Source organism: Mesobacillus jeotgali (assembly GCF_014856545.2).
Taxonomy (GTDB): domain Bacteria; phylum Bacillota; class Bacilli; order Bacillales; family Cytobacillaceae; genus Mesobacillus.
Genome location: NZ_CP109811.1, coordinates 1,671,108 through 1,691,687, shown reverse-complemented (window position 1 = coordinate 1,691,687; position 20,580 = coordinate 1,671,108). Strand labels below are relative to the sequence as shown.

The window sequence follows — 20,580 nt, the reverse complement described above, 5'->3', positions numbered from 1 at the left end:
TGGTGTCATTATGCAGCCGAGCATACACTAATGCCAGTTGCAAATCCGTTTCCTTCTCAGCCTCACGGGACTGTCTTTAAAGGACTTATTAAACTATAGTCATCTTAAAATAGATGTTGAACTTTGTCAACGATTTTCTCTTAAATCATTTAAGAGCTTTACGAAATACTCAGGCAGCGGAGCTTCAAACTCCAGATACTCACCTGTCCTTGGGTGATCAAATCCAAGCAGGCCAGCATGCAATGCCTGTCCTCCAAGATCAAGTGTCTTTTTCGGTCCGTATTTAGGGTCTCCGGCCAACGGATAACCGATGTATTTCATATGCACACGGATTTGGTGCGTCCTGCCTGTTTCAAGCTGGCATTCAACAAAAGTAAAGTCCTGGAAGCGTTCGAGAACATTGAAATGTGTGACCGCATTTTTGCCATTATCGACTACTGTCATGCTCTGGCGGTCCCTTTGGTCGCGACCAAGCGGAGCGTCAATTGTTCCATGATCATGCTGGATATTTCCATGTACGAGCGCCTTGTATTTTCGAGTAACAGATTTGGCCACCAGCTGGTTCACCAGGCTTTCGTGTGCCATATCATTTTTGGCCACCATTAAAAGTCCGGAGGTATCCTTATCAATCCGGTGGACGATTCCCGGGCGGAGCACGCCATTGATACCAGATAAATCCTTGCAGTGCGCCATGAGCCCGTTTACAAGTGTTCCAGTCATATGTCCAGGTGCTGGATGGACGACCATTCCTTTGGGCTTGTTCACAACAAGGACATCTGCATCCTCATAATAAATCTCAAGGTCCATTTCCTCTGCGATAACATCCAACGCTTCTGGCTCCGGAATGATGATTTCAAGCTGATCATTCAAGCTGCATTTATAATTTGTTTTGATTTTAGCTCCATTGACGAGAACGTTCCCGTCCTTAATCCATAGCTGCACCTGGCTCCTAGACCATTCTGGGTCAAGTGTAGATACCACTTTATCTATTCTGTCACCAGCCTGTTCCTCACTGATGATGTGTTCCATTTTCTCCATAAGCTTTTCTTTTCGCCTCTCTCTCTTCCCTGATCATGTCAATCATCAACAATCCTACACCGATTACCAGCGCAGAATCCGCGATATTGAAAATAGGGAAATCGTATCCAAAAATATAGGTGTTGATGAAATCAACAACTTCCTTTCGGTATACCCTGTCGATAAAGTTCCCAATCGCCCCGCCCAGCATAAAACCAAGCGAAACACCCAGCAGAAGTTTGCCTTTAGCTGCTTTTTGAATATAGACGACAAGGCCAATCACCACAATGATGGTAATGACATAAAAAAACCACATTTGCCCCTGCAGGATTCCCCATGCAGCACCACGGTTTCGGTGTGAAGTGATGTACAAGAAATTCTCTATGACCTTTATGCTCTCCCCAAGCTCCATGTTTTTGACAATAAACCATTTAGTAACCTGGTCAAGCAAAATAACAAACAGTGCAATTATGTAATAAAACACAAAGGTAACCTCCACATCCACAACATTTATTACCTTTTGAATTTTAGCACATAAAAGATTAAAACGACAGATATTATAAGATTTTGTAATTTTCCTGTCCTTTAAAAGTAGCAAAACGGCTACTAACAAAGAAATTACCCTTAAGAATGAGCAGTAGGGCATAATTTTAACAGAAAATGTTTGGTCAAAAATGTTTATTGGCGAAAAAATATTTATATTGGCGATTTTCATTTTTTATTGGCGATAATTTGATTTTATTGGCGAAAATTCACTTTTATTGGCGACTTGGAAATTTTCGATGATTTTTTCCAGTAAGTTAACATTGAGTGGATCATCCAATCCTAAGCATCGCAACCATGCCGATCTTTTTTTACGAATAAATTGGCTTACGGTAGTATTGTTCAATCTGGTCTAACTCCACAGCTGATTTAGCTGTGGGGATGGTCTGCAAAACTTCATATGGCAGGTATTCTCCAGATACTTCACATTTTCCATACTCGCCATTTTCCATTTTTTCCAGCGCTGCTTCGATATCGTGGAGCTCATCATTTATATAATGCAAAATCCTTTCGTCTTTCTGGCCGTCATTCAGGTACGCTAACAATTCTGTTCTCGTTTCGCGGAGCTCTTTGTAAATGTAATCGAGATTACTATCCATATATCTGCCCCCGTTCCTGTTTAAAGCTATTATTTCCCGTAACAATTTGCTGACTCAGTTAAAGTTTTTACATGTACTGCAGGATTTCCCAAGCAGGATGATAATTGGCAAAAAAAGAACTCCGGATAAAATCCCGGAGTCCAAAAATCAAATTAGTAATTTTCTTTTACAACCGTTGCACATCGTTCACATAGTGTTGGATGCTCTTCGACCTTGCCGACATCTGGTGTGACAACCCAGCATCTTTCGCAAGTTTCACCTTCAGCCTTTGTAACCACAATCGCTGCATTATCAAGCTTGATCGCATTGTCAGGCGCCTGATCGTAGCTTCCAGCGACCTCGAAGCCTGAAACAATGAACAGCTGGCTTAAGTTTTCAGAGATTGAATCCAGAAGCTCTTTTGTGCTGTCATTAACATATAGAGAAACTTTTGCTGTCAGCGATTTGCCGATCACTTTTGAGTTCCTTGCTTCTTCAAGTGCCTTCAGGACATCGTCACGAAGCTTCATGAATGCATTCCACTTGTTTTCAAGTGCTTCTGCATTTGCGATTTCCTTCGCTTCAGGCATATCTGTCAGCTGGACGCTGTCTTCCTTCGCTGAAGGAATGAAAGCCCAAACCTCATCCGCTGTGTGAGAAAGGATCGGTGCAGTCAGTTTAACCAACGCAAGCAGACTCTCGTGCAATACTGTCTGGATTGCGCGGCGCTCAGCGTTGCCTGAAGCTTCAATGTAAAGAACATCCTTTGCAAAATCAAGGTAGAATGCACTCAAATCAAGCGTACAGAAGTTGTTGACCGCATGGTAGACGCCTGCAAATTCATAATTGTCATATGCATTGCGCACATACTTGATCAATTTGTTCAACTTCACAAGCATGAACTGGTCAACCTCGCGCAGCTGTTCGTATGGTACAGCATCTGTTTCTGGGTTGAAATCTGAAAGGTTGCCCAGTAAGAATCTGAATGTATTACGAATCTTACGATACACTTCAGCCACCTGCTTCAGGATGGCGTCAGAAACACGGACGTCGGATTGATAATCGACGGATGCAACCCAGAGACGGAGGATATCAGCACCCAGCTGGTTCATGACCTTTGCAGGCACGACTACGTTACCAATGGATTTACTCATCTTGCGGCCTTCGCCATCAAGTGCGAAACCGTGGCTCAGGACTCCTTTGTAAGGAGCTTTGCCTGTTACGGCAACTGCTGTTGATAATGATGAGTTGAACCAGCCGCGGTATTGGTCAGATCCTTCCAGATAAAGATCCGCCGGGCGCTGGAGATCATCACGCTCTACAAGCACTGCCTGATGGGATGAACCTGAATCGAACCAAACATCCATGATGTCTGTTTCTTTTGTAAATTGGCCATTAGGGCTGCCAGGATGGCTGAAGCCCTCTGGGAGCAATTCCTTCGCTTCTTTTTCAAACCAGATATTAGAACCATGCTCACGGAACAGGTTTGAAACGTGTTCGATCGTTTCATCCGTGATGATTTCCTGGCCGTTTTCTGCATAGAATACAGGAATTGGCACGCCCCATGCACGCTGACGCGAAATACACCAGTCACCGCGGTCACGGACCATATTGAATAATCTTGTTTCGCCCCATGCCGGAACCCATTTTGTTTCCTCAACAGCTTTTAGCAATTCACCGCGGAAGTCCTTGATTGACGCAAACCACTGTGCTGTAGCACGGAAGATAACAGGTTTTTTCGTTCTCCAGTCATGCGGGTATGAGTGGGTGATAAAGCTTAGCTTCAACAAAGCACCAGCTTCTTCAAGTTTTTCTGTGATTGGCTTGTTTGCCTGATCATAAAATAGACCTTCAAAGCCTTCTGCTTCAGCTGTCATAACACCTTTATCATCTACAGGGCATAATACTTCAAGACCGTACTTCTGGCCAACATGGAAGTCATCCTCCCCGTGTCCAGGCGCAGTGTGGACACATCCAGTACCAGCATCGGTTGTAACGTGCTCGCCTAGCATGACAAGTGAATCCCGGCCGTATAATGGATGCTTTGCCAGAACGCCTTCAAGCTCTTTTCCAGCAACTTTCTTAACTGTTGAAGCATTTTCCCAACCAATTTCATTTGTTACTGCTTCAAGAAGATCTTCAGCTACAAGGAATTTCCTGCCGTCAGCTTCAACCACAACATATGTCAAATCAGGATGTACGGAAATTCCAAGGTTAGCAGGGATCGTCCATGGAGTTGTTGTCCAGATGATGATTTCGACACCCTGGTCCAGTACGCCTTTTCCGTCTTTTACAGGGAAGCCAACATAGATGGATGCAGAACGCTTATCCTGGTATTCAATCTCGGCTTCCGCAAGTGCAGATTCACTTGACGGTGACCAGTAGACAGGCTTTTTGCCTTTGTAGATGTAACCTTTTTTGGCCATTTCGCCGAATACTTTAATTTGCTGTGCTTCATATTCTGGCTTCAAAGTGATATAAGGGTTTTCCCAGTCGCCTCTCACTCCCAGACGCTTGAACTGTTCACGCTGATTGTCGATTTGCTGGTAAGCATACTCTTCACACAGCTTCCTGAACTCGGCAACCGTCATTTCCTTGCGTTTTACGCCCTTGTTCGTCAGTGCCTGCTCGATTGGCAAGCCATGAGTATCCCAGCCTGGTACATAAGGCGAGCAGAAACCGCTCATTGATTTATAGCGGACGATAAAATCCTTAAGGATCTTATTTAGTGCGTGCCCCATATGGATATCTCCATTGGCATATGGAGGTCCATCATGCAGGATAAAATGCGGACGCCCTTCGGTGTGTTTTTGAACCTTTTCATAGATATTCATTTCTTCCCATTTTGCCTGAATTTCTGGTTCCCTGTTCGGAAGGTTTCCGCGCATTGGAAACTCGGTCTTCGGCATGAGTAAAGTATCTTTGTACTCCATTAATTGATCCTCCTATTTTTACCGTTGCAATCATGAAAGAAAACGACCTTTGAAAAATAAAAAAACCTCCTCATCCCTGAAAAGGGACGAGAAGGTTTATTTCCCGCGGTACCACCCTAAATAGACAAGTATTCCTCATACTGTCCTCTTAGCATTCTTAACGCGAATGTCACGCCTGTGCTTACTGGTCCTAAAAAGGATGTTCAGCTCGGAACTATCGGGTGATGTTCTGGCTATCCGCTTGCAATGGGCTTCCACCTTCCCCATTTCGCTGAAATGCAAGCAACTGGAACGCCATACTGTCCCTGTCATCGTTTCTGTCATGTATTGCACTTTGTTATGAAATTATATGCGATTTAACGCCCCCGCGTCAAGCTAGTGAATCTTCTTCTTCTCGCGCAGTCGACTTTAATTCTGTTGAATCCAGTTCATACTCGAGCAGGTGATCCCAGTCATCTGTGTTCAGCATATCAAGCTGCGCTTCGATCAGCATTTTAAATCTTGTCCTGAACACTTTAGACTGCTTTTTTAACTCTTCGATTTCCAAAGCAATTTTACGTGCCTTTGATAAGGATTCATTGATGATTCTGTCAGCGTTCTTTTCCGCTTCCTTAATGATCAGCTTTGCTTCTTTTTGTGCATTGCGGCGAACTTCTTCTCCCGCTTCCTGGGCGATCACGATTGATTTATTCAATGTTTCTTCGATGTTGGTAAAGTGTCCAAGCCTTGAATTCATTTCATTCAGTTTTTCTTCCATCTCTTTTTTCTCTCGGATTATTAGTTCGTAGTCCTTGATAACTTGATCAAGGAACTCATTCACTTCATCTTCATCATACCCGCGAAATCCCTTATTGAATTCTTTGTTGTGTATATCTAACGGCGTTAAAGGCATTACGCCACCTCCCATAAGTTATAATCCTTTATGTACTTAAAGCAATGATTCGACAAAAACACTAAAAATCCTTCTTCTATAACTATATAATTATTTTTTTCTTCCGGCAATAACTCGATATTTATCTTTTTTTGTTTTACCTTCAATTGTGATGATTTTCGCACGCCCATATCCTCGTGCGGATATGACATCCCCTTCACCGCACTCAAAGGCTGTATTTTCAATGCCTGTCCAATTAACCTTTACATGGCCATGCTGGATAAGCAGCTGGGATTTCTGCCTTGAGAGATTGAATAGAGCCGACATGACGGTATCCAGGCGTAAGGATGAAACGGTAGTGTTCATTTCATTCCATTCCTCAGCAATAGCTGCAGCCTTTTCAAGCGGAAGTTCTGATAAGCCAATCGATGCCCTGCCAATCGATTCTAATTGCAGCCGGATGTAATCAGCGATTTCCTCAGCTGCAAAAAACTGCACGTCATCTCCATCAATCAGGATATCTCCAAATTTCCCTCGCTTCAAGCCAAGGGACATCAGGCTGCCCAAAACTTGCCGGTGTTCGATATTCACAAACTTTTTTGCATAATCAATTCGGAAAAGCTTCACCTGGAAATCTTCTTTTTTAGCTTCCAAATACTCGGGAAATAGGAATGCCCTTTTCCTTTCTGTACCTGAAGCTCCGCCAAAAAGCTCCCATTTTACATCAGGATGCTTGCCTATGACCGTTGAAAGGATCTGCTGCTCTCTGGGATCCAAAAAATCAGTTAATTTCGGAGCATAATTTTGCTCAACATATTCTTTCCAGTTAATGACCTGATCGATAAATTCCCTTTCCTCAGGACGAAAATGCTGGTAAATAGACATTTATGTACTCCTTTTATTACCTTGATAGAAAATAAGCAGGGCCTGATTCAGACCCTGCAAGAAAGAATTTCCTTATTAAAACCAAGCAGCCAGCTGATACAAGCCGCTGACAGCAAAACGCAATACAAGGAAAGCGACGATTGGCGAAATATCAATCATGCCAATTGAAGGAACAATCCGGCGGAAAGGCTCCAGGAATGGTTCGCAAATACGCGCCAAAAATTGTCCGATTGCCGTTTCTCTCGCGTTAGGGAACCATGACATGAAAATATAAATAATCAGGGCCCACTGATAAAGACTAACTAACTGAGCTATAATACCTATTACTATATCCATTTAATCTACCACCTCGACTCTTGGTAATCCCGCTCCTGCATCAGCTCAGAAATATTTCCTGTGACTTCCACATTATCCGGGGTACATAAGAATATATTCATGCCAATCCGCTGAATATCACCGCTGATTGCATAAACTGTTCCGCTAAGGAAATCGACAATGCGCCTTGCCTGATCCTGTTCGATACGCTGCAAGTTCACAACGACTGCCCTGCGATTTTTTAAGTGATCAGCGATCTCCTGGGCTTCAGCGTACATCCTCGGCTCCATGAGGATAACCTTTGAAGATTTTTGCACGCTTTGCAGGCTTACCACATTCTGCTTTTGCTGGACAGGCTGTTTATTGGGCTTAAAAGGCTCTGCTTCTTCCTCGAGCATTTCCTCATCATTATAGTCATATTCATCTTCCAGGAAAAAAAATGTCTTAATTTTTGATTTTAAGCTCATATTATTGCACCTCCGATTCGTTCCCTACCAATGCAGTGCCAATGCGCACCATTGTGGATCCTTCTTCAACAGCTATTTGAAAATCATTTGACATTCCCATTGACAATTCATCACATGGTGCATTTTCCAGTTGAAGCGACTGTAATTCAGCCTGGAGACTCTTCAGTGTCCTGAAGCAATCCCTGATCACTTGCTGGTCTTCAGTGAAGGGAGCCATCGTCATCAATCCGCTGATCTGAATATTATTAAACTGCTTCAGGTCTTGTACAAAACCAATTACTTCATCCGGCCTCAACCCATGCTTGCTCTCTTCACCGGATGCGTTGACCTGAATCAGGCAACTCACTTTTGAATCTGACCGCTTGTTGATTTCCTTCGCAAGCGAAAGCCTGTCCAATGAATGAATATATGTAACATGTTCAATTATGTTTTTCACTTTTCTCGTTTGCAGTGTCCCGATAAAATGCCATACAGGCTTGTCCTCTAAGTGGCGAATTTTATGAAGCAGTCCTTCATCCCGGTTCTCGCCAAGATGGGTGACACCTGCATTAATTGCCTCCTTGGCACGTTCTGGTGAAACATACTTAGTAACTGCAATAATCTTGACCTCTTCTGGATTGCGCCCGGCTTTTTTACAGGCATCTGCTATTTGACTCTGGATAACCTCCAGATTTTCTCTGACATTCATTATGGATGGCTATCCTCCTTCCAGCCTATATAAGCCATCATTCGCCCAGCATTCCCGTTATCCCGTCTATGCGAATAAAAATGCTCACTGTGGCAGCTTGTGCAATAATCGGTAACCTGTATATTCCCGTCTTCCATGCCTGCTTTTAACAGTATCTGACGGTTCACTTCCTTTAAATCGAGAGAATATTGGCCTTCACTAACTTGATTATATGGTAATATATCGACACCATCTAGTATATTTTTCACTAAATTGACGACTCTCTCATCAACAATATAACATTTTTTGCATATTGATGGGCCAATAATAGCAGAAATTTTTTCCGTTTTTGCGCCATTTTGCTGAAATTTGCTGATCATTTCAGCTGCAATGCCATGAACAGTTCCTTTCCACCCAGCGTGAGCGACTCCGATCAACCTTGTCTCTGGTTCTATAAAATAAAGCGGTACACAGTCTGCAAAACAAAGTGTAAGAAGGACTCCCTTCTCATCAGTCATGAAGCCATCCGTCCCTGAAAAAGAAGAATCATAAGTTGCAGAGCCTCTTCCTTGATCCGATTGTCCGACCCTTGCAATCTGGATATCATGCGTTTGTTCCGCACCGACCCAGCTGGAAAGAGGAAATGAGATCTTATCGGCCACCAGGAGACGATTTTCGCAAACCGCATTCTGCTCGTCTCCAACATGAAAACCGAAATTCAGACCTGTAAAAGCATCCTGCTTGCTCACACCGCCATTCTTTGTCGTGAACCCCGCTTCAAGTCCTGGATAACGTTCCATCCACTCTTTTACGACAAAATATTCCTCACTTTTTAAGATGAATGGCTCCATTGTCTAATACCTCACACGTTTTTGTCTAGTTTATCACATACAAGCCGCAATACAACAGTATTACGACCTTACTCATCACTGTCATTTTGCTGCAGGTATTCACCGCTGTCTTTATACCGGACTAAAATGACATCCTCACCTATTTTCAGGATATTTCTCCAGGGAATCACAACTTCTTCTTCCTTTCCGAAGAATCCAAGCACTTTTCCGGAACTCCCTATAACAACCGCTTCAATTTTACCGGTATTTAAATTGATTTCAAAGTCCTCTATATTACCAAGCCTTTTGCCATCCGAAACATTCACGACATCCTTAACTTGAAATTCTGTCACCTTAACCATACAGATCCCTCCGGATTTCACTTTGGCGTTTGTCAGCCCTTTTTAAATTATATGAAGGTAATACAGATGTATGAATTAGTTCAGTCATTACAGATTATATCGGATGTCCTATCATTCTTTTATTAGAGCCTTATACCTAATGCAAATGAAAAAGCTGCCCAAAAGGCAGCTTAGCTTTGTATATTTTTATTCATTTGTTTAATGGCTGCTTTCTCAAGGCGGGATACCTGGGCTTGTGAGATGCCGATTTCATCGGCTACCTCCATTTGTGTCTTACCCTGGAAGAATCTCTTCCTTAAAATTAGTTTTTCCCTTTCGTTCAACCGCCTCATGCCTTCTTTCAAGGCAATTTCCTCTATCCAGTTCGTATCCTTGTTCCGTTCATCACTTAGCTGGTCCATTACATAAATTGGATCTCCGCCATCATTATAGATTGGTTCAAACAAGGAGACTGGATCCTGGATGGCATCAAGGGCGAATACAATCTCTTCATGCGGCACTTCAAGCACCTTGGCAATTTCCTCTGCAGTCGGTTCCCTGGATGCTTCGCTCATCAGCTTTTCTCGTACTTGCAGGGCCTTATAGGCTATATCCCTTAATGACCGGGAGACTCTAATTGGATTATTATCTCTTAAATACCTTCTGATTTCGCCGATGATCATAGGGACAGCATAGGTCGAAAACTTAACATTCTGTCCGAGATCAAAATTATCAATGGACTTCATAAGGCCTATACATCCGACCTGAAACAGGTCATCAACAAACTCGCCCCGGTTGTTAAAACGCTGGATCACACTCAAAACAAGCCTCAGGTTCCCATTCACAAGTTTCTCTCTTGCTGTGATGTCACCGCTTTGCATTTCTCTGAAAAGTTTTCTCATTTCCTCGTTTTTTAGAACGGGAAGCTTTGATGTATCAACACCGCAAATTTCAACTTTGTTTCGTGTCAATCTTTTCCCTCCTCACAGGAGCTGCTGTCAAAAATCAGTATCTCCGCAAGAAGGAAAAATATGCACTATTTACCTGAAGCCTGGACTGGTTTCAGGAAGAATTGTCCAGTAAACCGTTGTTTTATCACGATTATCAACGTTAAAAATATTTTGGCGAAAATTTTTCTGCTATACCATTTTATTGAATTCTTTACGCAAACGTTTATGATTCTTTTTTCAAGACGTGAAATGTAGGACTGTGAAATTCCCAGCATATCCGCGACATCCTTTTGGGTCTTCTCCTCACCGCTCCCAAGTCCGAAACGCAATTCCATGATTTGCTTTTCACGGTCAGAAAGCTGCTGCAGCGCTTTAACCAGCAATTTTTTATCAACATTGGATTCGAGATCTTTAGTGATAATATCATCATCTGTACCAAGAACATCAGACAGCAGAAGTTCATTTCCATCCCAATCAATATTCAGCGGCTCATCAAAGGAAACTTCTGACCGAAGTTTATTATTCCTGCGCAGATACATGAGGATTTCATTTTCAATACATCTCGATGCATAGGTCGCCAGCTTGATCTTTTTCTCTGGGTTAAAGGTATTGACCGCTTTAATTAAACCGATTGTTCCAATACTGATTAAGTCTTCTATATTGATGCCTGTGTTTTCGAATTTACGTGCGATGTAAACAACGAGTCTCAAATTCCTTTCAATCAGGATCGACCGCGCTGCTTTATCCCCTTTTGGCAGTTTATGCAACAGCACTTCTTCCTCTTCTTTCGTTAAAGGAGGTGGCAACGCTTCGCTACCGCCGATATAATATATTTCATCTGTTTTCAAGCCTAGTTTAATTAATAATTTATACCAGTAATAGGATAACCGAAGCCGCAAATTTTTCATTGATTGTCCTCCTTCTAAATTATGTATTTCTGAGTATAGTAATATTAACTTACCTTCTCCGCCCGCTCTGACTTTGACATTCCTGCCAGCATTTTAGGGTGGATAATGCATTGGAAACTGCCATCTGCCGATAATTCTTGTGCAGTAAAAGATATTAAACCCTTTTCAGCAATATAAGTACCTTCGTTTGTGGTGATCTTAATACTTTCAGGATGAAAAGCAATAATTAACTGATGCTCTTGTCCGACCACCTTGCATGGAATGATTCTCATTCGATTTTCTAACTGAGCAGAAAAATTCCCATCCCCTGACAAAACACAATCAGGATCATCCGCAATCCTTTTGAGTTCACTTGGCATACGATCCAAACAATTTGCAATGGATAAAATCATGACTGGCATTTTAGAAATAGGGTCATATAGCTGGTTGCCGCTGTCGATCAGTCCTTTTACGCTGAAATCCAAGTCCATGAACTTCACGTCAACTTCTGCGAGTGAATCATACTGAATCTTGGTCATTTCAAATTGTTCAATATTCCGCCTCGAAAAATGCCAGGCAAGCGGAAACCCGAGCAATACAAACAGCCAGCTGATTGGATCACCAAATCCCTTAATATGATTCATAGCAACACTCGATGCCAGGTTCATATCAAATTGGATAAAGTAATGTACTCCTGTCAAGGTGCCCCCTAGCAGAAAGGTCGTTACATAAAAAGTCATGAGCGCCTTTATGAAAAAACGGAATCTTTTATATCCAAAGGCTGCCAGGACCATCATGATCGAAAAAAACAATTTCCCTGCTGGGTGCCCCGCTGCAGCATGAAAAGGAGTAATTGCTAATATAATGAGCAATGAACCAATGGCCCCTCCCAAACCTAATCTCCAAAGCTTAACCTGTCTTTTCAGGATGATCGCAGTCAGGTAAAGAAGGAATGTATCAAATAATAGATTCAGAGCCCAGATGACATCCAGATATACCTTCACCTCTCATCCCCCTAAGAAAAGCGCAAGCGCCTTGGTCAGCCCCGACAAGCGTTGGAGGGCCGACCAGTGAAGTCGTTCTTTGACTTCATTGGGCGGACCGAAACGTCTCGAGGGGCTAGGCGCTGGAGCTAGACACTAATCCAAGTGTATAAACTCTATACGCTTTACAGGTACAAAATCCTCAAGCGCCTTTTTTGCCCTTATGTGCAGAGCCAGAATCCAGCATCTACTTGATAACATACACAAGTTTTTTTCAATCTGGCTAACCCTATTAAATTTTTGTTGTACCAAGTTGGCGTCGGGCAATGTAAGCAGCCACATGGCAAGCACTTTTTAAACGGTTTGCTTTTGCTCTATCATTCCGTTACGGAAAAGTATATCGTCAATGACCTATGAAGTGTGTCATATTCTGGCAACAAAACAACAGAGATTTTCACTTTTACCTTCGGATTTTGTCAATTTTCAGATTATTATTTACGAGTGTAAAAAGAATCTTTGATTTAATAGGAAACCACTATTTTTTTAGGACTGCCTAAAGAAATTTGTGTGACAGGTGTTTTGGAACATTAAAAAGGACATAGCCGTTTCGGCTATGTCCTTCTGCAGTAATATTAGCGTCTTCTGTTGCGGTTGCGCAGGAATGTTGGGATATCAAGGGCATCCTCACCCTGTGGCGACTGGTTGCTTCTTGGTGCTTCCTGCTGGATTTCTTCACGTTTCGGCTGTTCGCGCTTGATCGCTCCCATACCTGGCTTTTGCTGTCCGCCAAAACCTGGTCTTGTCGGCTTTGGTTGGACGACTTCCTCATTGAAGCCTGTTGCAATCACCGTAACAATAATTTCATCTTTTAAGTTTTCATTGATAACAGAACCAAAGATCATGTTTACATCTTGATCTGAAGCAGAAGCAACAATATCTGCAGCTTCCTGAACTTCATAAAGGCTCAAATTCGTGCCGCCAGTGATATTCATCAGGACACCTTGAGCTCCATCAAGTGATGTTTCAAGCAATGGAGATGAAATAGCTTTTTTGGCTGCTTCGGTAGCACGGTTTTCACCTGATGCTACCCCAATGCCCATCAAGGCTGAACCTTTATTGGACATGATCGTTTTTACGTCAGCGAAGTCAAGATTGATCAAACCAGGTGTAGCAATTAGGTCAGAAATACCCTGGACACCCTGGCGCAGAACATTATCCGCTTCACGGAATGCTTCAAGCATCGGAGTGCTCTTGTCAACAATCTCAAGCAAACGGTCGTTAGGGATGACGATCAGTGTATCTACTGCTTCCTTCATAGAAGAGATTCCGCCGCCAGCCTGCCCAGCACGCTTGCGTCCTTCAAATGTAAACGGACGTGTAACAACACCCACTGTTAACGCACCAAGATCTTTAGCGATCTGTGCGATTACTGGCGCTGCACCAGTTCCAGTGCCTCCGCCCATACCAGCTGTGACGAATACCATGTCTGCGCCCTTTAGTACTTCTTCAATTTGTTCTTTGCTTTCCTCGGCAGCTTTTTTACCTACCTCTGGATTTGCTCCTGCACCAAGTCCGCGCGTCAATTTTGCGCCGATTTGCATTCTGATTTCAGCTTTGGAAAGGTTAAGTGCTTGTGCGTCTGTGTTGACCGCGATAAATTCCACACCTTGGACACCGTGTTCGATCATTCGGTTAACCGCATTATTTCCGCCGCCGCCAACACCGATAACTTTTATAGTAGCAAGTGAATCTAAATTCGTATCAAATTCCAACATGACAAATCCTCCTAATTCGCCGATTTCCCGTTAGCTCTGATTATTCAAAAAAGTAGCCAAGAAATTTCTTCATTCTTGAGGTGACTTTTTCTTCAGGCTGTTTCTCAGGCTTCGATTTTGGATGCGGCTGTTTTTGAACTCTCTTTTCTTTTGGTTCCATTTCACTAAAAGCTGCTTCCATTTTCTTTCCTTTTAATTTTGCATTTTTATATGCAAATTGGATTAAGCCGACTGCTGTGGTGTACTGAGGTTCCCTTACACCAATATAATCCGGAATGGCAATTCTTACCCTGCTATGGAAAATATCCTGGGCAAGCTCCAGAACACCCTGCATATTGGCTGTTCCACCTGTCAGGACAAATCCGCCTGGCAGGTCCCTTATGTTCATGTGTTTCAATTCATCCTGGACAAGGGAGAAAATCTCTTCCATTCTGGCCTCGATGATATCTGCCACTTCCAGCTGGTTGAACTGCTGCTGCTGGTCGCTGCCGATAATTGAAACCTCGAATACTTCCTCTTCCGATGCATGGTCATAAAAGGCATGTCCATGCTTCAATTTTAATTTATCCGCTTCTTCAGTTGTAGTACGCAAACCGATTGATAGGTCTTTAGTGATATGGTCTCCTCCAACCGGGATGACTGATGTACCTCTTAGGTGCCCGTTTTCAAAAACAGCGACCGTGGATGAACCGCCGCCGATATCAATCATTGCGACACCCATATTCTTTTCATCTTTTGAAAGCGCGAATGCCCCAGCAGCAAGCGGCTGCAGGCCAATATCCACGATTTCAAGTCCAGCCCGCTCAACACAACGAAGAGTATTATGTAAGATAGTCTTTGATCCAGTAATGATCGTTCCTTCCATTTCAAGCCTTACACCGATCATGCCTCTTGGATCATTGATCTCATCAAGACCGTCCACGATAAATTGCTTAGGAATAACGTCTATTATCTCTCGCTCTGGAGGAATCGATACCACCTGTGCAGCATCAATGACTCTCGCTACGTCCTCGTTCGTGATCTCGCGATTGTCGCTGGAAACTGCAACCACGCCATGGCATGGCAACAGGGAAACATGATTGCCGGTGACACCAACAATCACCTGGTTAATCTTTAAACCTATCATTCTTTCAGCTTGTTCGACTGCCCTTTTAATAGAATGAACGGTTTCATCTATATCAACAATGGAGCCCTTCCTTAACCCTTCGGACTTAACATTGCCAACACCAATTATATTTAATGTGTCATTGACCATTTCTCCAATGATTACCTTCACACTGGATGTACCGATGTCAAGACTGACGTATATATCATTGCTGTTCATTCTGTGGCACCTCCTTCATCAATTCCTAGTGTTAGAACAACAATTTCGAACCACTATCTAATTGCGTTTCATTTTTTAATTACATTACTTTATTCGTCACAATTAAATATTTCCCTTTTAAAATATCATTTTTTTTTCTACTTTTCACTTGTCGTTGACCATTTCGTCAATATTATTCTCCTGATGACGGCTATATTCTGGAACAGCCTTACCCCAAAGGCAAAAACTGCTGCTAAATACAAGTCTACACCAAGATGGACACCTAGAAAAGCTAAACTTGCTGCTAATACTATATTAAAAAAGAAACCTGATACGAAAACTTTTTCATCATAAATATTTTGCAGCTGGGCGCGAATCCCGCCAAACAAAGTATCGAGGGCAGCAAGGATTGCGATTGATAAATAATTAGAATACTCTTCCGGAATTCGGATATCGGTCAATAGCCCAATAATGACACCAATGACCAATCCCATGATTGGAAGCCACATTACCCGTTGCCTCCCTCTTTTTCTGTTTTAGCAGACTCCATGTATCTGATCCTGATTGTGTCCTGATAGGCAGGTACAACCAGATCGCCAACAGGCCTGTTTACCTTGACTTCCAAATTGTCAATGAAGAAGTCCTCGGCAACCGTGGAAACCTTCATACGATTGTATAGCTTTTCGGCTGCGTCACCATTTTCCGTGATCACTTTAACTTCTATTGGAAAACGATTCAAGGAATGGCCATTGATTTTTGTCACCCTGTTTATATCCCGGATGACCGTTGTATTAATTACTCTTTCACCATCTACGGAGACATGCTTTGCGCCATATAAGTTCAATTCATTCAACAGCCTTTTGAGCATATCCGGAGAAACTGAAGGTGGATTGCCACCTTCGACTATTAGGCTGAAAGCAGGTTCTATCGAAAGCGTGATGCCAGGTCCGGTGACCTTTGTCAATCCTGCCTCTTCCTTTAATTCAGAGAGTGTTTCCCGAAGCACTTCTTCCTTGCTTTGCTGCCTCTCAGTTTCATACTTAGCAATTTTCTCTTCATTTGACCTGATTTCGAGAAGCAGCTTGGACTGTAATTCCTTCTCCTTCATTAAATCTTCCCGAAGCTGCCAAGTGTCACGTGTATCCCTGACTTCCGGTTCCTTCACGGTTTGAAACTGAATGGCGACCATTAATCCAATGATAGCAGCTATAACGCTGAAGCTAAGATTCTTTGGTCCGCCCAATACTTTCACCTTGCTTTCTATAAAGCCTTTTCTTTACATGGTCTAATCCATAATAAAAAGCCTGCCTAAATATTTATGGCTTTCCTAATTGGGAAGTTAATAACTGATGATAATCATTTGCCCAAAATTGGATCGATATGAATGTTTTCCTTTTCTTCTAAGGAAAACACGATCTGGTCATTCACAAGCTGATCTTTTACCCCACCGGTAATATTAAGAGCGGAGGAAAGAACATCGGGGTCGCCAATCGCAGTGATTTCAAATGGGGCAGGATGCTGGTAGCCATCAACAGTAATAACAGGGCCTGTACACAATATATAGGAATTGTGTGAGATCCTCTGACCATTCACAGCAATAGCTGCTGCACCTGAGATGTACAGTTCATTGATCACCTTGAATACATGATGTTCATGCACAAGATAATTATTGATATTTTTCTCATCAGGGTCATACTCTCCATCAGCCAGTGTTACTTTTACACCTTTTCCGCTAACCTTCACCTTTCCAAGATACATACGGTATTTTTCAGCGTCCTCAGCCATGTTAAAGAAAACTTGAGCCTCTTTGGAAAGACTGGCTTCTATTTCCCTCACCTTTTCCTGCTTGGCATTCAACTCTTTCTGGAGCTCTCGGTTTTTTTCTTCCTGCTCTATTAAATCATTCCTCAAACTTAAGTGCTTCTCCCACTGTCTGTCCGTGAGGCCCTGGCCTTTTTCTCCCTCGTCCTGTGTGACACGGAATGAAAAAGCGACCATGAAGCCCAGGACCAGGAAAACGATTGAAAGAATTACACGATTACTGTTCACTTTCTTTTTCAATTTCAACTTCCTCAGCTTCCTCTGCTTCATATGCTTTAAAATAGGATCCAACCTCAAGGTCGATCACACCCTTCTTAGAAGGGTCAAGCTGGCTGACGATTGATGGGTAATGTGCCATTTTATCAGAAAAAGTCCTGAGAGAAGCATTCACCTCATATCCGTCATTCATATACAGCTTGATGAGATATCGGTCCGTTTTAATTGGCTGTGAGTGGATTTCAGAAATTGAATTCATCACCACTTCTGGAAGTTCCTCCAATGCAGCAATCATTTCATCCAGGACTTTTCCTTCCTTAAATCCAATTAAAATGGGCGCATTGACAGGGATTTCATCCATCTGTTTTTCACCAAGGATATTCCCATTCTCAAGGACCGGATAAAAATTCTTTCCCTTTGAAATATAGGCTAGCCTGCTATATTCTTCAAGCACGATGTCGACTGTATTTGGAAGCTTTATGTTCACAGAAGCTTGCTTGATTTCCTGGATTTTTTCCAGTTTCCCTTCAATTTCACCCTTGCTGATTTTCCACACATTTGTGTCGAAGGAGATTCCGCTTTTTTCAACGATATGTTCATAAGAATAGGAGTCATTTCCTGAAACAGTAATATCCTTCACCTTGCTAAGCGGTGATTGAAAATAGATAACACCGGCTATTAATATAAAAAACATAGCCAGCAGCATGATAAGCCTGCGATTGGCTTTCTTGCGCCTTTGATGTTTTAACTTTGGAATCCGGTCTTCAATCGAGACGATTTTCCTCTTGTCCATTTCAATCCCCTCTTTATCGGCTGAACCCATTCTCTGAAGAAAACTCCTTTTTACTTGCTCATGCAGGTTATAGCCATCGTTATAATAATTTTTGATCAGGAGCTGCCCTATAAATTCAAATTAATTAAGCTATGTAAAGCAGCACAACAAGAAAAGAAGAACCAACGGCATGAAAATTTGGCCATGCCGTTTCTATCAGGTAAGCATCCTAATCTAATGAATTATTATATCACAGAAATTGACAGCCTGAACCTCTTTCCTGCTATTTCCGGCCGATAATTTCTACCTCTGTCTCCATTTTCACACCATGTAAATCGAGGACAGTGTCCTTTACATGCTGGATTAGACCGAGAACATCCTCAGCCTTGGCATTTCCTTTGTTTACAATGAAATTCGCATGCAGTTCGGAAATTTGCGCTCCGCCAATTTGATGGCCTTTTAAGCCTGATTTTTCGATTAAATTTCCTGCATAATTTGGCAGTGGATTCCGGAAGACACTGCCGCAGCTTGGAAAATTATATGGCTGTGTTTCTTTTCGATAATCCTTGTTTTTTTGCAGCTCCGCGACAATTTCATCCTTATTTCCTTCTTCAAGTTGGAAAATGGCGCCTACAACAATCCCTGGTCTTTCTTTCTGAAGGACTGATGTTCTATATGAGAATTTCATCTCTTTGTTAGTAAGCCATTCAAGAGAGCCATCTTCAAAAAGCACATATGCTTTCTCAAGTATTTGTGAGATATCCGATCCGTGTGCTCCGGCGTTCATATAAACCGCACCGCCGATCGACCCTGGAATGCCGCCTGCGAATTCCAGTCCGGAGAGCCCTTTGCGACTAATGGTGATCGCAAAATTGACCAGCGAAAGGCCTCCGCCAGCTGTCACTCTTGTGCCATCAATCTCCAAATCATCAAGCCCGGAACCCAGCTTGATAACAGCACCTTCAATTCCTTTATCTGAAACGAGGAGATTCGATCCTCTGCCGATTACGGTCCATTTAACACCAGAATTCTTAATGACTTCAACCGCTTTTCTTAGATTTTCTATTGATGAAGGTTCAATAAGTATGTCAGCAGGTCCGCCTATTTTCATCGATGTGTGGTTTGCGAGCGGTTCATTCTCTTTTATAGAACCGATGCTCAAATCTCTAAGTTTGCTAGCTAGATCCTTCATAATACCCTTCCTTTCACGATACAGCTTTTGAACAGTTTATGCAGCTGCATGCCTATAGGCTACTTTTCCGCCAATTCCTCCATGAGACGGTACAGTCTCTGGGCAGCGTCAGGGATGCCTAGTTTTTTCGCGGCCTTCTTCATTTCTGCCAGCTTCTCTTCACGGCCCAGAATATGGTCAATGCTTTCAACCAGTTTGGGACCTGTGAGGTCTTTTTCAAGCAGCAATTTGGCTGCACCATTTTCACTTAATGCCCGGGCGTTTTTTTTCTTGATGATTGTCGGTTACATATGGGCTTGGAATCAATATGCTGGGAATTCCCAGTGAAGTGAGCTCAGCCAGCGTAGTCGCCCCTGCCCTTGCTACTGTTAAATCTACCCCGGATAACACCTCTGGCATATTGTGTATGAATGGTTTGATAATGACATTTTCCGGATTTCCAACAAGCTCAACTTCTTTCCGGACATCTTCAAAATGCACATCACCCGTTACATATAAAACCTGATACGGTTTGCCGCTTAATTCGGTCAGACTTTTTACGACTGCCTCATTAATGGGCCTTGCACCCCTGCTACCGCCAAATATGAGAACAGTTGGGATTTTAAGCTTCAGGCCGGCAGATAACCTGCCTTTGATTCCATCCTGCCCCAACACCTCGGACGCCCTAGGGTTACCAGTCAGCACAACCTTTTGCTCAGGGAAGAACTCTCTTGCTTCCTCGAAGCAAATGGCGATTTTATCAACATAACGGCTCAGGAATTTATTCGTCAAACCTGGAACGCTATTTTGTTCATGGACAATTGTAGGTATGCCCATTTTCGCAGCAGCATAGACCACCGGCCCGCAAACATAGCCGCCTGTACCAATGACAACATCTGGTTTGAATTCCTTGAGCATTTTTTTACTGTCCCGAACTCCTTTTAGAAACCGCAGGACCGTCTTTACGTTTTCGAATGAAATTTTTCGTTTGAATCCTGTGATATGTATGGATTTGAACGGGATGTTTTCCCTGGGCACAAGCTTGCTTTCAAGGCCTTTCTCTGTCCCTATGTAAAGAAACTCAACATTTTCATCCTTTTTTTGAATTTCCCTTATGAGTGCGAGCGCAGGGTAAATATGCCCTCCTGTACCGCCGCCGCTAACTGCAATCTTCATTTTCCACACCTCAGCAACTTATCTCTTTTTTAAGGCTCTTTCGTAAACCCTGTTACTCTCTCAACAAATATTTAAATGA

20 protein-coding genes and 2 pseudogenes are annotated in these 20,580 nt (G+C 42.8%); all 22 read right to left on the bottom strand.

The genetic code is table 11. The annotated features are described in order from the left end of the window. Positions 1-126: 126 nt before the first annotated feature. Complete coding sequence (locus tag FOF60_RS08380; protein ID WP_192470280.1) at positions 127-1,038, bottom strand: RluA family pseudouridine synthase; 912 nt, start codon at positions 1,036-1,038, stop codon at positions 127-129. Then, complete coding sequence (gene lspA, locus FOF60_RS08375) at positions 1,010-1,501, bottom strand: signal peptidase II (protein WP_023614969.1); 492 nt, start codon at positions 1,499-1,501, stop codon at positions 1,010-1,012. The genes FOF60_RS08380 and lspA overlap by 29 nt, the downstream gene beginning before the upstream one ends. Before the next feature lie 370 nt (positions 1,502-1,871). Beyond that, entirely contained in the window at positions 1,872-2,159 is a 288-nt protein-coding gene (locus FOF60_RS08370; RefSeq protein WP_192470279.1) for a TraR/DksA C4-type zinc finger protein, read from the bottom strand. Between the two features lie 152 nt (positions 2,160-2,311). Then, positions 2,312-5,071 carry an isoleucine--tRNA ligase gene (ileS, locus tag FOF60_RS08365; RefSeq protein WP_192470278.1) on the bottom strand — a complete coding sequence of 920 codons (2,760 nt, stop codon included), beginning with the start codon at positions 5,069-5,071 and terminating at the stop codon, positions 2,312-2,314. A gap of 370 nt (positions 5,072-5,441) precedes the next feature. Next, entirely contained in the window at positions 5,442-5,963 is a 522-nt protein-coding gene (locus tag FOF60_RS08360; RefSeq protein ID WP_192470277.1) for a DivIVA domain-containing protein, read from the bottom strand. A 90-nt stretch (positions 5,964-6,053) separates the two neighbouring features. Next, positions 6,054-6,827 (bottom strand): YlmH family RNA-binding protein, encoded by a 774-nt coding sequence (locus FOF60_RS08355; protein WP_192470276.1) that lies wholly within the window; start codon positions 6,825-6,827, stop codon positions 6,054-6,056. A gap of 75 nt (positions 6,828-6,902) precedes the next feature. Continuing rightward, positions 6,903-7,163: a YggT family protein gene (locus FOF60_RS08350; protein ID WP_192470275.1), complete on the bottom strand. Its 261-nt coding sequence runs from the start codon at positions 7,161-7,163 to the stop codon at positions 6,903-6,905. Between the two features lie 5 nt (positions 7,164-7,168). Next, positions 7,169-7,609: a cell division protein SepF gene (locus FOF60_RS08345; protein WP_102262124.1), complete on the bottom strand. Its 441-nt coding sequence runs from the start codon at positions 7,607-7,609 to the stop codon at positions 7,169-7,171. A gap of 1 nt (position 7,610) precedes the next feature. Further along, positions 7,611-8,297 carry a YggS family pyridoxal phosphate-dependent enzyme gene (locus FOF60_RS08340; RefSeq protein ID WP_192470274.1) on the bottom strand — a complete coding sequence of 229 codons (687 nt, stop codon included), beginning with the start codon at positions 8,295-8,297 and terminating at the stop codon, positions 7,611-7,613. Then, the gene (pgeF, locus tag FOF60_RS08335) at positions 8,297-9,127 is read right to left on the bottom strand and encodes a peptidoglycan editing factor PgeF (protein ID WP_192470273.1); all 831 of its coding nucleotides are present in this window, start codon (positions 9,125-9,127) and stop codon (positions 8,297-8,299) included. Before pgeF ends, FOF60_RS08340 begins: the two co-directional genes overlap by 1 nt. Positions 9,128-9,195: 68 nt before the next feature. Continuing rightward, positions 9,196-9,468 (bottom strand): YlmC/YmxH family sporulation protein, encoded by a 273-nt coding sequence (locus FOF60_RS08330; protein WP_192470272.1) that lies wholly within the window; start codon positions 9,466-9,468, stop codon positions 9,196-9,198. A 170-nt stretch (positions 9,469-9,638) separates the two neighbouring features. Then, complete coding sequence (gene sigG / locus FOF60_RS08325) at positions 9,639-10,418, bottom strand: RNA polymerase sporulation sigma factor SigG (RefSeq protein WP_144474803.1); 780 nt, start codon at positions 10,416-10,418, stop codon at positions 9,639-9,641. A gap of 168 nt (positions 10,419-10,586) precedes the next feature. Continuing rightward, positions 10,587-11,305 (bottom strand): annotated as a pseudogene (sigE, locus tag FOF60_RS08320) (RNA polymerase sporulation sigma factor SigE). 44 nt (positions 11,306-11,349) lie between these two features. Beyond that, on the bottom strand, positions 11,350-12,288 hold the full coding sequence (gene spoIIGA, locus FOF60_RS08315; protein ID WP_192470271.1) for a sigma-E processing peptidase SpoIIGA: 939 nt from the start codon (positions 12,286-12,288) through the stop codon (positions 11,350-11,352). A 611-nt stretch (positions 12,289-12,899) separates the two neighbouring features. Beyond that, complete coding sequence (gene ftsZ, locus FOF60_RS08310) at positions 12,900-14,042, bottom strand: cell division protein FtsZ (protein WP_192470270.1); 1,143 nt, start codon at positions 14,040-14,042, stop codon at positions 12,900-12,902. 40 nt (positions 14,043-14,082) lie between these two features. After that, positions 14,083-15,366, bottom strand: a complete 1,284-nt coding sequence (gene ftsA / locus FOF60_RS08305; RefSeq protein ID WP_192470269.1) for a cell division protein FtsA — start codon at positions 15,364-15,366, stop codon at positions 14,083-14,085. A 137-nt stretch (positions 15,367-15,503) separates the two neighbouring features. Further along, positions 15,504-15,854: a small basic family protein gene (locus tag FOF60_RS08300; protein ID WP_023614986.1), complete on the bottom strand. Its 351-nt coding sequence runs from the start codon at positions 15,852-15,854 to the stop codon at positions 15,504-15,506. Then, a complete protein-coding gene (locus FOF60_RS08295; protein ID WP_192470390.1) occupies positions 15,854-16,534 on the bottom strand; it encodes a DUF881 domain-containing protein in 681 nt (226 codons plus the stop codon). The genes FOF60_RS08300 and FOF60_RS08295 overlap by 1 nt, the downstream gene beginning before the upstream one ends. A 167-nt stretch (positions 16,535-16,701) precedes the next feature. After that, positions 16,702-17,436, bottom strand: a complete 735-nt coding sequence (locus FOF60_RS08290) for a DUF881 domain-containing protein (protein WP_192470389.1) — start codon at positions 17,434-17,436, stop codon at positions 16,702-16,704. Then, entirely contained in the window at positions 17,384-18,175 is a 792-nt protein-coding gene (locus tag FOF60_RS08285) for a cell division protein FtsQ/DivIB (protein WP_192470268.1), read from the bottom strand. The genes FOF60_RS08290 and FOF60_RS08285 overlap by 53 nt, the downstream gene beginning before the upstream one ends. A gap of 262 nt (positions 18,176-18,437) precedes the next feature. Next, positions 18,438-19,346, bottom strand: a complete 909-nt coding sequence (gene murB, locus FOF60_RS08280) for a UDP-N-acetylmuramate dehydrogenase (protein ID WP_192470267.1) — start codon at positions 19,344-19,346, stop codon at positions 18,438-18,440. A gap of 59 nt (positions 19,347-19,405) precedes the next feature. Then, positions 19,406-20,501 (bottom strand): annotated as a pseudogene (murG, locus tag FOF60_RS08275) (undecaprenyldiphospho-muramoylpentapeptide beta-N-acetylglucosaminyltransferase). Positions 20,502-20,580 lie beyond the last annotated feature (79 nt).

Coding starts and splice junctions, on each gene's coding strand:
- FOF60_RS08380 (WP_192470280.1), bottom strand. CDS start 1,038: ATGGAGAAAATGGAACACATCATCAGTGAGGAACAGGCTGGTGACAGA.
- FOF60_RS08370 (WP_192470279.1), bottom strand. CDS start 2,159: ATGGATAGTAATCTCGATTACATTTACAAAGAGCTCCGCGAAACGAGA.
- ileS (WP_192470278.1), bottom strand. CDS start 5,071: ATGGAGTACAAAGATACTTTACTCATGCCGAAGACCGAGTTTCCAATG.
- FOF60_RS08360 (WP_192470277.1), bottom strand. CDS start 5,963: ATGCCTTTAACGCCGTTAGATATACACAACAAAGAATTCAATAAGGGA.
- FOF60_RS08355 (WP_192470276.1), bottom strand. CDS start 6,827: ATGTCTATTTACCAGCATTTTCGTCCTGAGGAAAGGGAATTTATCGAT.
- FOF60_RS08350 (WP_192470275.1), bottom strand. CDS start 7,163: ATGGATATAGTAATAGGTATTATAGCTCAGTTAGTTAGTCTTTATCAG.
- FOF60_RS08345 (WP_102262124.1), bottom strand. CDS start 7,609: ATGAGCTTAAAATCAAAAATTAAGACATTTTTTTTCCTGGAAGATGAA.
- FOF60_RS08340 (WP_192470274.1), bottom strand. CDS start 8,297: ATGAATGTCAGAGAAAATCTGGAGGTTATCCAGAGTCAAATAGCAGAT.
- pgeF (WP_192470273.1), bottom strand. CDS start 9,127: ATGGAGCCATTCATCTTAAAAAGTGAGGAATATTTTGTCGTAAAAGAG.
- FOF60_RS08330 (WP_192470272.1), bottom strand. CDS start 9,468: ATGGTTAAGGTGACAGAATTTCAAGTTAAGGATGTCGTGAATGTTTCG.
- ftsZ (WP_192470270.1), bottom strand. CDS start 14,042: ATGTTGGAATTTGATACGAATTTAGATTCACTTGCTACTATAAAAGTT.
- ftsA (WP_192470269.1), bottom strand. CDS start 15,366: ATGAACAGCAATGATATATACGTCAGTCTTGACATCGGTACATCCAGT.
- FOF60_RS08300 (WP_023614986.1), bottom strand. CDS start 15,854: ATGTGGCTTCCAATCATGGGATTGGTCATTGGTGTCATTATTGGGCTA.
- FOF60_RS08295 (WP_192470390.1), bottom strand. CDS start 16,534: ATGGTCGCCATTCAGTTTCAAACCGTGAAGGAACCGGAAGTCAGGGAT.
- FOF60_RS08290 (WP_192470389.1), bottom strand. CDS start 17,436: ATGAAGCAGAGGAAGCTGAGGAAGTTGAAATTGAAAAAGAAAGTGAAC.
- FOF60_RS08285 (WP_192470268.1), bottom strand. CDS start 18,175: ATGGACAAGAGGAAAATCGTCTCGATTGAAGACCGGATTCCAAAGTTA.
- murB (WP_192470267.1), bottom strand. CDS start 19,346: ATGAAGGATCTAGCTAGCAAACTTAGAGATTTGAGCATCGGTTCTATA.